Consider the following 11,797-nt stretch of genomic DNA (forward strand, 5'->3'; position numbering starts at 1 on the left):
CGCAGGGTACGGGCGTTATTCGGAGCCTGTTTGGGTGCTCTATGCCGCCGGTTGCAAAGAGCCTGACCCTCTATACTGCAGTCAGGCAGCGTCGCTGCCGACACTTCAGGAGGGACGCAATCATGTTCAGGATTGATGTAACCGCACCGGATCGTATTGATATCGAGCTTGCCGGTAAGCTGAACAGTGAAGAGATGCGGGTGGCGCTGGATGACTTGGTCAGCAAAACCAAAGATATCAAGCATGGCCGCATGCTGTACCGCATCAGTGATTTTGATTTTCCGACGCTCGGTGCCATAGGCGTTGAGCTGTCGCGCCTGCCGTCTCTGTTTGGGCTGATTCACCGGTTCGACCGTGCGGCGGTACTGTCGGACAAAAAGTGGATTCAGCGCATGAGCGAGTTTGAAGGCCATCTGTTTCCCGGGCTTGAGATCAAGGCCTTTGATTACGATGAAGTGGCCGCGGCGGAAGCCTGGCTGGCCCGTTAAGATGGGGTATTCTTGTTGCTGAATACCAATGCTATGGAGCATCTGGATGAAACCACGCATTAGCCTGATAACCCTGGGTGTTGATGACCTGGAAGAAGCCGTGGCCTTTTACCGTGATGGTTTGGGGCTGGCCACCGAAGGTATTGTCGGCGCCGAGTTTGAGGCCGGCGCCGTGGCCTTTTTCGATCTGCAAACCGGGCTAAAGCTGGGGCTTTTTCCGCGCAAAAACCTGGCACAGGATGCCGGTCTGACAGCGGGTGACAGGGCGACTGCACTCTCGCGTGGCGCGCCGGAATTCAGCCTCGCGCACAATGTAGGTTCAAAGGCGGAGGTCGATCAGGTGATGGCACAGGCTGCAACGGCCGGCGCCCGTATATTGAAACCGGCAGAGGATACCTTCTGGGGGGGCTACGCCGGTTATTTTCAGGACCCTGATGCTCATCTGTGGGAGATCGCCTGGAATCCGCACTGGCCTGATCCCGATGAGTGATGTTTGATGTATATAGAGGCTAGTGTACTGCTTCACTCTTAGAGGCGCTTTTAGCGAGTCGCCAGGAGGTGGGCCGCACGGCGCATTTTCGAAGGCATAGTGGGCCTATGTTGAGGAAATGCAACACCGCGGACGGCCTTCTGGCGGCTCGCCCGAAGGGAGCGCGCCAATTCGCGCCCAACTGCGTTGCCGCTCTTGGCAAGAGCCCCACTATTACCGGCGAACGGCGCCTTGCCGGACACAAATTGGCGGGCTCTATAAGCACCCATTAGGGCGAAGCAGTACACTAGCCCGCAGGGGTTAAAGCCTTGCACTGAGCGATCGTCCAGTCACAGAAGATTCTAGCTTCCTCGCTTAGCGGGCGGTTGCCGGGGTGCACCAGGTAAAATCCGCGCCTTGAGTGCACCGAGGCTTGAATGGGTCGTACCAGAGCACTACTGGCCAGCAGGTCATCCACCAGGTGGCGCCACCCCAGGGCAATGCCCTGGCCGCCGAGGGCGGCCTGAATCACCGCCGGGTAGTTGCTGATGTACAGATCCTGCCGCTCCGGTGGCAGGGAGACGCTCTTGTGGGCTAGCCAGGTGCTCCAGTCCATCCAGTCCCAATGCTCGGATTCAAAGTGAATCAGGGTGGCACTTAGCAGGTCTTTCGCTGTTTCCACTTCCCCCATGGACGCCAGGTAGGCGGGGCTGCAGACAAGAAATATTTCCTCTTCCAGCAAAAAGCGTGCGTTGCAATCAGGCCAGTGACCATCACCGAACTGAATGGCGGCATCGGCGCCTTCACTCATGTGATGGGTATCATCGTCCGAGGCGTCAACGTGGACGATGATGTGCGGGTGTGCCTTGCGAAACAGAGGGAGCTTGGGGATCAGCCACAGCGATGCGATGGAGAGGTCGGCGGAGACGGTGACCGTAGAGCTGGAACGCTTTTTTTTCAGATCTCTGGCGGAGCCTGCAAGCAGTTCCAGAGCGGCGGTGACCGAACGCTGAAACGTGCGCCCATCCGCTGTGAGACTAACGGCCTTGTGTGCGCGGTTGAACAGCTCTATTCCCAGGTTATCTTCCAGCAGGCGGATTTGCCGGCTGACGGCGGCCTGGGTGACACAGAGCTCATCGGCGGCAATGGTGAAACTCTGATAGCGGGCCGCGGCTTCAAAGGCGACCAGATAGCTCAGGGGCGGAAGGTCCTTGCTGATTCGTCCCATCTTTAAAACTCCTGCTGGCCGATAATAATCAATCCGTGCCGGGCGCACTGTGCGCCCAGACGTGTGGGGTTTGGAGCACTTCAGGGCTGTCGCTTGAGGGCAATGCCACGCCCGGCCTGGGCGGGCCATGGCAGCTCAGCCTGTTGGGCATGCAGTTGTTCGATGCGTGCAAGGGTTGCTGGCAAAAAGGGGCTGGTGCGCTTGGCGGCCATATCCATGTGCAGCAGCAGGGTTTCCAGCAGGGCCAGTTCAATACCGCTATCGCCGTGCTGCATGCTAAGTACCAGGCGCAGTTTCTTCGAATCGTGCTCAAGCAAATGGGCAAAAATCTGCAAGGGTTCGCCTTGCTTCACTTCCTGCAGGTAATGCACGGCGCTTTGGAGTGTGTAAAGCGACACTTGATGCTGCGCGCGATAGTCCGCATCCAGCCCGATCTGGTCGATAAAGTTGTCCAGTGCCTGGGCGAACACTACTACATAGCAGGCGTCGTTCATATGGCCGTTGTAGTCGATCCAGTCGGGGCTGACGGGACCTTCAAATATCTTCATTTTCGCTGTCATTGCGTGCCTCTGTTATGCCGTTTCTTGTTGAGTTGGTAATGGATGTTTTCTTGGCTTGTGAATCTCAGGCCGGGCTGTTCAGACTCTCGCGATAGAGCCAGTCGGCGAAGCCTTGCGCAACGGGTTCGACGGGGCGGCGCTGTGGCAACACCACATGGTAGCCATTGCTGGAGTTGAACCGCTGTTGCAGTACCGGTACCAGCAGGCCGTTTTCGAGCAGGGAGTCCACCAGTTTCGACCAGCCGATGGCGACGCCCTGGCCGGCGATCGCTGCCTGCAGCAGCAGGGTGTAGTTATTGAATGCCAGATCCGGTTCCGGCGGTGCATCGCTGATCCCCAGTGCCTTGAACAGCCGTGGCCAGGTAAAGCAGTCGACGTGGTACTCGGTATCCAGTTTGAGCAGCGGTAGCTGGGCCAACTGTTCGGCCCGGGTGATCGGGCCTTTTGCCTTGAGCAGGGCAGGGCTGCAGACCAGGGTTACTTCTTCGTGAAACAGCTGCCGACTGACGCAGTCGGGGAAGTAGCCATTGCCAAACAGAATGGCGAGGTCAAATTCCTGCTGTGCCGGGGTGTTGCGTTGTTGCGATGTTACGACGCGGACCTCGGTGTGGGGATAGAGTTCGCGAAAGCGCGCCAGGCGAGGCAGTATCCAGAAAGCGGCAAAAGCATAGTCTGTAGCGACATTTATTATCGAATGTTGACTGGATTGTTGCACTGCAGCAACACCATCTGCCAGCCGATGCAGGCCTTCCTGCACGGCCGTAAGAAAGGATTCACCGGCCACTGACAGGGTGACGCCACGGTGGGCTCGGTGAAACAGTGTTGTTCCCAGGTCATCTTCAAGGCGGCGTATTTGCTGGCTGACGGCCGACTGAGTGCTGCCCAGTTCCTGTGCCGCCTGGGTGAAATTGCCCAGCCTTGCAGCCGCCTCGAAGGCTTGCAGGGTGATGAGGCTGGGGAGCTCGCTGAGCTTAGTCATAAATTTATCTAATCCAATTCATTAGCTGGTGGCCTGTTCACAGCCTCAGTTATAGCGAGCAATATTGCGTCAAGTTCGCAGAATAAATCAATTAGAAAAATTTATGCATGGCAACATGCGCTACGGCAGGAAGGAGCAGTAATGGACACGAACAGGCCCAACATCCTCTTCATCATGGCCGACCAGTTGGCGGCACCCGCGTTACCCATTTATGGCCACCCCGTTGTTAAAACCCCCAACCTGAGTGCGTTGGCCGATGCTGGTGTGGTGTTTGATTCCGCCTACTGCAACAGTCCTCTGTGCGCACCGTCGCGCTATGTACTGATGACCGGGCGCTTGCCGTCCAAAATTGGCGCCTATGACAATGCAGCGGACCTGGCGGATGACATCCCCACCTTTGCCCATTACCTGCGCAACCTCGACTACCAGACGGTGCTGTCAGGCAAGATGCATTTCTGCGGTGCCGACCAGTTACACGGCTTTGAAGAGCGCCTGACCAGCGATATCTATCCATCCAACTTCAACTGGATCACCCGCTGGGATCACCCGGATGTGCGTCCAGAGTGGTATCACAATATGGACTCGGTAACCGAAGCCGGCCCCTGTGTACGCAGTCTGCAGCTGGACTACGACGAAGAAGTGGTCACCAATGCCCGCCGTTTTCTGTACGACAAGGTGCGCGGCAACGATGCGCGTCCCTTCTGCCTCACCGTGTCCATGACCCACCCCCATGATCCCTATACCACCACGGCAGAATACTGGGACCGCTACGACCACGACGACATCGATATGCCGGCAGTAACGGTCGCACCGGGCGAGCAGGATCCGCACTCTGAGCGGCTGCGCTTTGTCTGTGGTCTGGACAAGGCCGACATGACCGATGAGCAGGTACGCAATGCACGCCATGCCTATTACGGATCCATCAGCTATGTCGACGATCAGGTCGGCGCCCTGGTCAAAACCCTGAAAGAAACCGGTCTGGACAAGAACACCATCATCGTGTTCTCCGGAGATCATGGCGACATGCTGGGCGAGCGCGGTCTCTGGTACAAGATGAGCTGGTTCGAATGGTCGGCCCGCGTACCCCTGATCGTGCACTACCCCGAGCGCTTCGAGCCCAGCCGTGTCAGCGCCAGTGTCTCCACCCTGGATCTGCTACCCACCTTTGTTGAGCTCGCCGATGGCCCCCAGCGTGGCTATGCCACCAAAATCGAAGGGCGCAGCCTGATACCACACCTGTTGGGGGACGGCGGTCACGATGAAGTGATCGGTGAATATCTGGCGGAAGGTGCGCTGGCACCGCTGCTGATGATTCGTCGCGGAGACTACAAGTACATCTGCTCCCCGGCGGACCCGGACCTGCTGTTTAACCTTGCTGGAGATCCACAGGAACTGTGCAACCTTGCCGACAATCCGGCCCATGCTGATGTGCTGCAAAAATTCCGTTATGAGGTGGCGAGCGGATGGGATCTGGATCAGCTCAATCAGGATGTGCTCTGGAGCCAGCGTCGCCGGGACATGGTCGGGCGGGCGCTGGACAAGGGCAAATACACCGGCTGGGATTTCCAGCCCTTTGTGGATGCCAGTCAGCAATATGTGCGTCACACCATTGGCCTGTATGACCTGGAGCGTCGCTCACGCTACCCGCAGGTGAAGAAGTAAGGGCGCATCGCCCGTCGTTCAACCCATAACAAAAACAGGATGATCACTATGCAATCAACATTTCAATACGCGATCACCGGCGTCGCTTTGGCGCTGGGTATGGCCGTAACGTCGCAGGTTCTGGCCGCTGATATCGAGGCCTGTCAGCTGGTGCGTTTCACGGACCCAGGCTGGACGGATGTCAGCGCCGCCAATGCGGTGGCGGCCAACCTGTTGCAGGGCCTGGGGTATGAAACCTCGGTGTCATTACTGGGTGCGCCTATTGGCTTTGAAAGCCTCAAGAGCGGCAGTATCGATGTTTTCCTCGGTAACTGGCTGCCGGCGCAGCAGCGCTTTATCGACAAGTACGGCGAGGATGTCGACAGTGTGGGCGCCAACCTGGCGGGAGCCAAATTTACCCTGGCGGTGCCTCAATACGTGTATGACAGCGGAGTTAAAAGCTTTTCCGACCTGGCCCGCTATGCCGACAAGTTCGACAAGCGTATCTATGGCGTTGACCCGGGTGCTGCGGCCAATGGCTCTATCCAGAAAATGATAGACAAGGGCGACTTTGGTCTGGCGGGCTGGCGGCTGGTCGAGTCAGGTGAACAGGCGATGCTGAGTCAGGTGCAGCGGGCCCTGCGCAAGCAGGACTTCATCGTCTTTCTGGGCTGGGAGCCGCATCCGATGAATCTGCGTTTCGATATGGCCTATTTGTCCGGCGGCGATGACTATTTCGGCCCTGACTACGGCGGCGCCACCATCAACACAGTGACGCGCAAGGATTACGCTGTGCAGTGCCCCAATGTTGGCACCCTGCTGAGCAATCTTGAGTTCTCGCTGGATATGCAGAGTGAAATCATGGGCGGCATTATCGACGACAACAAAACACCCGAGGCGGCGGCCAGGGAGTGGATCAAGGCCCATCCCGAAGCGTTGGCGCCCTGGCTCGACAATGTCACAGCACGGGACGGCCAGCCTGGCCTGAGCGCAGTTCAGGCACACCTTGGCATTAGCGCTAGCTGAGGATTGCGAGTGGCGTTTGGGTGACGTTCCCTGCACCCAGGCGTCAGAAGAAAAATTCACACGCAGAGCCCCCGTTATGCAATTCAAGGTGAAGTCGTTATGCAATGGTTAACTGAACATAAACTGCCCCTGGGGGCCTGGATGGAGCATTTCGTTGAATGGCTCATCGCTAATGCGGCGGGCTTTTTCGATGCGATCTCAATGTCGCTTGAGTGGTTGATTCGCGCGATGGTGGAGGGTTTTCAGTGGTTTCCTCCCGCTGCACTTATTGTCATCACCGCTGCGCTGGCCTGGGGGCTGCATCGCAGCCTGGGGCTGGTGGTTTTTGTCGTCTGTGCCTTGCTGCTGATTCTTAACCAGGGCTATTGGCAGGAGATGCTGGAGACCTTTGTGCTGGTGCTCAGTGCCGCCTTTATCTGTGTGCTGCTGGGTGTGCCGCTGGGTATCCTGGCCGCCCACAAACCCTGGGTTTATGTACTGATGCGGCCGGTACTCGATCTTATGCAGACCATCCCGACTTTCGTTTACCTGATTCCCACCCTGATTCTGTTTGGCCTTGGGGTTGTGCCGGGGCTGATTTCTACGGTGGTGTTTGCCATTGCCGCGCCCATCAGGTTGACCTATCTGGGCATTAGCCGGGTGCCTTCGGAGCTGATTGAAGCCGGCAAGGCGTTCGGCGCCACGCCGCTCAAGCTGCTGTTCAAGGTCGAACTGCCGGCGGCGCTGCCCAACATTACCGCAGGGGTTACCCAGTGCATCATGCTGTCGTTATCGATGGTTGTAGTGGCGGCGCTGGTTGGTGCCGATGGCCTTGGCAAGCCCGTGATCAGGGCGCTGAATACCGTCGATATTGCCCAGGGCTTTGAAGCCGGGGTGGCGATTGTACTGGTCGCGATCATTCTGGATCGAATCTGCAAGCAACCCGGTGACAAGCAGGAGGTATAGGGCATGGCGGCTATCAGTATTCGAAACCTGGATGTGGTGTTTGGAAAACGAGTATCCGACTCGCTGGCGCTGCTGGATCGGGGCATGAACCGGCAGCAGATAATCGAGCAAACCGGTGTCGTTGTGGGGGTGCACAATGCCAGCCTTGAGATTGGCAGTGGTGAAATCTGTGTACTGATGGGGTTGTCCGGTTCCGGCAAGTCCAGCTTGCTGCGGGCCATCAATGGCCTTAACAAGGTGTCCCGCGGAGAGCTGCTGATCGATGACAAGGGTCAGACCGTCGATGTCGCATCCTGCCCGCCGGCTACGCTGCGCCATTTGCGGACCTGCCGTGTGTCCATGGTGTTTCAGCGCTTTGCACTTATGCCCTGGCTCACGGTTGAAGACAATGTCGCCTTCGGCCTGGAAATGCAGAACGAGAGCAAATCGGTGCGCAGGGCCAGAGCCCGGGAAAAGCTTGAACTGGTGGGCCTGCTCGACTGGAAGGACAGCTACCCCCATGAGCTGTCCGGCGGCATGCAGCAGCGGGTTGGGCTGGCCCGTGCCTTTGCCATGGACAGCGATATTCTGCTGATGGATGAGCCGTTCTCGGCGCTGGACCCGCTGATCCGTAATCAGCTGCAGGATGAGCTGCTTGAGCTGCAACGGCGTCTGAACAAGACGATTGTCTTCGTCAGTCATGATCTGGATGAGGCGCTCAAGATCGGCACCCATATCGCCATCATGGACTCGGCGCGCATTATTCAGCATGGTCGGCCGGAGGATATAGTGCTGAATCCCTGCAACGATTATGTAAAAAATTTCGTGGCCCATACCAATCCGCTCAACGTACTGCGCGGCCGCTCCCTGATGACGGGCATGGATGCGCTTGAGCGTCTGGATCAGAGAGTGTTGCTTAACAAGCAGGAAAATACCTGGCTGCAGTTGAATGAGGTCGGACAGTTGCTGGGCGCTGGGCGTCATGAGCGGCCACTGCGCCTGCATGAGTGGACCGATGGCGACGGGATCAACGCTCTGGCGGAGGATACTCTGGTGGTGGCAAGCCCCGATATTTCAATGCGCGAGGCCATCGAGATTCGATATAAAACCGGGCACCCGATAGTACTCAGAGAGCACGAAAACCTGGTGGGTATCCTGAGTGACCGCGATTTTTATCACGCCTTGCTGGGCAAGCACTTTTCCTCGACGTCGATACCGGCCTGAGTTCCCTGGCAGGGGATTGTGTGAAAACGGCCCTTGCCTTAAAAAAACTGATGCATTTGGCCAGATATTCATCGTTTGAGCGCTCGGGTTAGCAGCGGTACAGTGAATTCAGATTTAAAACTGCTGGTTATTAATTTAAGGGTCTTTCAAGCTTACAAAATATTTTCGTTAAAATTGATTTTCTTTATCTGTAAATATTAAAAGCAGTAATGGTCTTGCAGTGGATTAAAGATGCAATGTTTTATTGATATAAATAGTAATTAAAAAATCTGAGGCACACCTCGGGCAATAACAAACGTCAGATTGGACGAATTATATCTACCGACAGGAGAATGATAATGGGTGTGTATATTTCCGATGCAGAGGTTCAGGCTGCCAAAGGCAGATATAATGAAACCGATCCGAGTGCTTCATATACATTGAATGCGCGCTGCTATACCGAACAGACATTTCTTGATGTAGAACGTGAAACGGTTTTCAAGCGTAGCTGGCAGTGGGTATGCCATGTTGAAAAAGTACGTAAGCTGGGTGCGTACTACGTGGCCGATGTGCAGGGTCAGAGTATTGCAATAGTACGGGATCGCAGCGGCGAACTGCGTGCGTTTTACAATGTCTGCAAGCATCGGGCGCACCATTTGCTGGAAGGTGAAGGCAAGGTGCGGGTCATGACTTGCCCGTACCACGCCTGGAGCTATAACCTGGACGGAAATCTGCGTAACGCCCCTCACACCGATGGCCTGGTGAATTTCGACATGGGAGATATCTGCCTTGATCAGGTTAAGGTAGAAGAGTTCTGCGGCTTTATTTATATCAATCTGGATACCTCAGCTCAGCCCATGTCTGAGCTGACGGGAAATCTGGCGCAGGAAATCATGCAATATGCGCCTGATGTAAATGAACTGACGTTTTCCCGTCGCCTGAGTTTCGATATCAAGGCGAACTGGAAGAATGTGGTAGACAATTTTCTGGAGTGCTACCACTGCCCCCACGCACACAAGGACTTCTGCACCCTGCTGCAGTTCGAGACCTACAAGGTCACCACCCATGGAATCTATTCGAGCCATATGGCCAAGGGTGCCAAGGGCGAAAACTCGGCCTACAGCGTAGCAGGCGGCGACTGTGATGATCATGCCGTATGGTGGCTGTGGCCCAATACCTGCCTGATGCGCTACCCCGGTCGGAATAATTTCCTGGTGCTTAACGTTATCCCTGTTGGGCCGGATCGCACCATCGAAACCTACGACTTTTACTTTGAAAATCCCGAGCCCAACGAGCAGGAACAGCAGGCGATCGATTACATTCGTGATGTACTGCAGCAGGAAGATATTGATCTGGTTGAAAGCGTACAGCGTGGCATGAGTACGCCGGCGTTTGAAAGCGGCCGTATCGTCAATGATCCGGCAGGCTCTGGCTTGAGCGAGCATGCATTGCACCATTTCCACGGCCTTTTGCTGAATGCCTACAAAACAGCCGTTAAATAACTGATTGCCTGGAGGGAATATCCTCCGGGTAAATACCTTCAAATATCCAATAAATAATGAGGTGACTTATGAGTCAGGGACAACTGCGCGGAAAAATCGCTCTTGTAACCGGTGGGCGCGGCGGTATAGGTCGTGGAATTTGCGAGCGTTTCGCCAAGGAAGGTGCGACTGTTATTGCCGCAGATATCGCCCAGGGCGAAGGTGCGTTACCGGAGTCTGTTCATTATGAGCGGCTGGACGTTACCGATGAAGATAATGTTCATGCACTGATGCAGGCGCTAGGCGAAAAGTACGGAAAACTGGATATTCTGGTTAATGCCGCCGCGATAGAAATTGAAAAAACCATAGAAGAAACCTCGCTGCAAGACTGGAATAATATTTTCGCTATTAACGTGACGGGCATGTTCCTGGTGTGTAAATACGCAGTGCCCTTTATGCGTTTGGCAGGCGGAGGTTCCATTATCAATTTTGGCTCCTACGATGGCTTTATCGCTGACCCGAGCCTGGCTGCCTATTGTGCGACCAAAGGGGCCGTACATGCCCTGACCAAGGCCATGGCCTGTGATTACGGTCCGGAAAATATTCGCGTCAACGCGGTGTGCCCGGGTTTTATCGATACCCCGATGTTGCAGAGCTTTTTCGGCAGTTCCGGTGATATCGATACCCTCAAGGAAGAAGTGCGGCGTATTCATCCGATGCGCCGTTACGGTACGCCGGCGGATATCGCCAGCCTGGTCAATTGGCTGGCCGGTGATGAATCCGTCTATGCCAGCGGTCAGCTGTGGATTCTTGATGGCGGCCTGACCGCACAAGTTCAGCAAATGCGTCTGTAACGGGGACTACCGTCATGCCTAATAGTGTCATTATTACCTGTGCGGTTACCGGCGGCATTCATACGCCGACCATGTCCAAGCACTTGCCCATTACGCCTGCACAGATTGCCGCAGAATCCATAGCAGCGGCCGAGGCCGGGGCCTCCATTATTCATCTGCATGCCCGTGATCCGGAAACCGGCCGGCCAACGCCGGACCCAAAAGTATTCATGCAGTTTCTGCCGGTGATCAAGCACAACTGTGATGCGATCATCAACGTCTCGACCGGTGGCGGTCTGGGAATGACCCTGGAACAGCGCCTAGAAGCGGCATTGGTGACAAAGCCGGAAATGGCATCGCTGAACTCGGGCTCCATTAACTTTGGTATTTTTCCGCTGCTGCAAAAACACAATGAGTGGCAGCACAGCTGGGAGCCCGAATTCCTGAACATGACCCGGGATTTTGTCTTCAAGAATACCTTCAAGGATATCGAATACACCCTGCGGGAGCTCGGCGAAACCCACGGCACGCGGTTCGAGTTCGAATGCTACGACCTGGGACATCTCTATAACTTGGCGTACTTCGTCGAAAAGGGGCTGATCAGGCCGCCGTTCTTTATCCAGATGATCTACGGCATTTTGGGTGGCATGGGGGCAGACCCGGACAACATGACCCACATGTACAGCGTCGCCAAGAAGCTGTTTGGTGACAGCTTCGAATGGTCTGTGCTGGCGGCCGGGCGCAATCAGATGCCGTTCGCGACCCAATCGGCAATTATGGGCGGTAACGTGCGCGTCGGTCTGGAAGACAACCTTTACATAGGTGCCGGCCAGCTGGCGACCTCCAATGCCGAACAGGTTCTTAAAATTCGTCGCATCGTCGAAGAGCTGGGCCTGCGGGTGGCCACGCCGGATGAAGCGCGCGAACGTCTGGGCCTCAAGGGCAAAGACCAGGTTGGATTTTGA

The 11,797-nt window shown here is 55.9% G+C and carries 12 protein-coding genes; 9 read left to right on the top strand and 3 right to left on the bottom strand.

Annotated features, from left to right (window positions below):
- Positions 1-122: 122 nt before the first annotated feature.
- Together MPRO_RS08135 and MPRO_RS08140 are read left to right on the top strand one after the other, a co-directional pair.
- A complete protein-coding gene (locus MPRO_RS08135) occupies positions 123-488 on the top strand; it encodes a SpoIIAA family protein (RefSeq protein ID WP_067290143.1) in 366 nt (121 codons plus the stop codon).
- A gap of 46 nt (positions 489-534) precedes the next feature.
- Positions 535-978 (top strand): VOC family protein, encoded by a 444-nt coding sequence (locus MPRO_RS08140; protein ID WP_067290145.1) that lies wholly within the window; start codon positions 535-537, stop codon positions 976-978.
- Positions 979-1,264: 286 nt separating this feature from the next.
- On the opposite strand, the gene MPRO_RS08145 is transcribed toward MPRO_RS08140, so the two are convergent.
- The 3 genes from MPRO_RS08145 to MPRO_RS08155 form a co-directional block, all read right to left on the bottom strand.
- The gene (locus MPRO_RS08145; protein WP_067290148.1) at positions 1,265-2,185 is read right to left on the bottom strand and encodes a LysR substrate-binding domain-containing protein; all 921 of its coding nucleotides are present in this window, start codon (positions 2,183-2,185) and stop codon (positions 1,265-1,267) included.
- 80 nt (positions 2,186-2,265) lie between these two features.
- Positions 2,266-2,745, bottom strand: a complete 480-nt coding sequence (locus MPRO_RS08150; RefSeq protein WP_067290152.1) for a thioesterase family protein — start codon at positions 2,743-2,745, stop codon at positions 2,266-2,268.
- Between the two features lie 64 nt (positions 2,746-2,809).
- Positions 2,810-3,724 carry a choline sulfate utilization transcriptional regulator gene (locus MPRO_RS08155; protein ID WP_067290155.1) on the bottom strand — a complete coding sequence of 305 codons (915 nt, stop codon included), beginning with the start codon at positions 3,722-3,724 and terminating at the stop codon, positions 2,810-2,812.
- 141 nt (positions 3,725-3,865) lie between these two features.
- Here MPRO_RS08155 and betC point away from each other — a divergent pair, with 141 nt between their 5' ends.
- The 7 genes from betC to kce all read left to right on the top strand — a co-directional run bounded on the left by betC (position 3,866) and on the right by kce (position 11,797).
- On the top strand, positions 3,866-5,386 hold the full coding sequence (gene betC, locus MPRO_RS08160; protein WP_067290158.1) for a choline-sulfatase: 1,521 nt from the start codon (positions 3,866-3,868) through the stop codon (positions 5,384-5,386).
- A 48-nt stretch (positions 5,387-5,434) separates the two neighbouring features.
- Complete coding sequence (choX, locus tag MPRO_RS08165; RefSeq protein WP_067290166.1) at positions 5,435-6,391, top strand: choline ABC transporter substrate-binding protein; 957 nt, start codon at positions 5,435-5,437, stop codon at positions 6,389-6,391.
- Between the two features lie 99 nt (positions 6,392-6,490).
- Complete coding sequence (gene choW, locus MPRO_RS08170) at positions 6,491-7,336, top strand: choline ABC transporter permease subunit (protein WP_067290169.1); 846 nt, start codon at positions 6,491-6,493, stop codon at positions 7,334-7,336.
- A 3-nt stretch (positions 7,337-7,339) separates the two neighbouring features.
- The gene (choV, locus tag MPRO_RS08175) at positions 7,340-8,539 is read left to right on the top strand and encodes a choline ABC transporter ATP-binding protein (RefSeq protein ID WP_067290172.1); all 1,200 of its coding nucleotides are present in this window, start codon (positions 7,340-7,342) and stop codon (positions 8,537-8,539) included.
- A 338-nt stretch (positions 8,540-8,877) separates the two neighbouring features.
- Entirely contained in the window at positions 8,878-10,020 is a 1,143-nt protein-coding gene (locus MPRO_RS08180; protein WP_067290174.1) for an aromatic ring-hydroxylating oxygenase subunit alpha, read from the top strand.
- 68 nt (positions 10,021-10,088) lie between these two features.
- Positions 10,089-10,853 carry an SDR family NAD(P)-dependent oxidoreductase gene (locus MPRO_RS08185; RefSeq protein ID WP_067290177.1) on the top strand — a complete coding sequence of 255 codons (765 nt, stop codon included), beginning with the start codon at positions 10,089-10,091 and terminating at the stop codon, positions 10,851-10,853.
- 14 nt (positions 10,854-10,867) lie between these two features.
- Positions 10,868-11,797: a 3,5-dioxohexanoate:acetyl-CoA acetone transferase gene (gene kce / locus MPRO_RS08190; protein ID WP_067290179.1), complete on the top strand. Its 930-nt coding sequence runs from the start codon at positions 10,868-10,870 to the stop codon at positions 11,795-11,797.

Origin of the sequence: Marinobacterium profundum (genome assembly GCF_001528745.1) — a bacterium.
Lineage (GTDB): Bacteria > Pseudomonadota > Gammaproteobacteria > Pseudomonadales > Balneatricaceae > Marinobacterium_A > Marinobacterium_A profundum.

Excerpts from the sequence above, each read along its gene's own strand:
- MPRO_RS08150 (WP_067290152.1), bottom strand. The coding sequence starts at position 2,745 with ATGACAGCGAAAATGAAGATATTTGAAGGTCCCGTCAGCCCCGACTGG.
- kce (WP_067290179.1), top strand. The coding sequence starts at position 10,868 with ATGCCTAATAGTGTCATTATTACCTGTGCGGTTACCGGCGGCATTCAT.
- MPRO_RS08140 (WP_067290145.1), top strand. The coding sequence starts at position 535 with ATGAAACCACGCATTAGCCTGATAACCCTGGGTGTTGATGACCTGGAA.
- betC (WP_067290158.1), top strand. The coding sequence starts at position 3,866 with ATGGACACGAACAGGCCCAACATCCTCTTCATCATGGCCGACCAGTTG.
- MPRO_RS08145 (WP_067290148.1), bottom strand. The coding sequence starts at position 2,185 with ATGGGACGAATCAGCAAGGACCTTCCGCCCCTGAGCTATCTGGTCGCC.
- choX (WP_067290166.1), top strand. The coding sequence starts at position 5,435 with ATGCAATCAACATTTCAATACGCGATCACCGGCGTCGCTTTGGCGCTG.
- MPRO_RS08155 (WP_067290155.1), bottom strand. The coding sequence starts at position 3,724 with ATGACTAAGCTCAGCGAGCTCCCCAGCCTCATCACCCTGCAAGCCTTC.
- choW (WP_067290169.1), top strand. The coding sequence starts at position 6,491 with ATGCAATGGTTAACTGAACATAAACTGCCCCTGGGGGCCTGGATGGAG.
- choV (WP_067290172.1), top strand. The coding sequence starts at position 7,340 with ATGGCGGCTATCAGTATTCGAAACCTGGATGTGGTGTTTGGAAAACGA.
- MPRO_RS08185 (WP_067290177.1), top strand. The coding sequence starts at position 10,089 with ATGAGTCAGGGACAACTGCGCGGAAAAATCGCTCTTGTAACCGGTGGG.
- MPRO_RS08135 (WP_067290143.1), top strand. The coding sequence starts at position 123 with ATGTTCAGGATTGATGTAACCGCACCGGATCGTATTGATATCGAGCTT.
- MPRO_RS08180 (WP_067290174.1), top strand. The coding sequence starts at position 8,878 with ATGGGTGTGTATATTTCCGATGCAGAGGTTCAGGCTGCCAAAGGCAGA.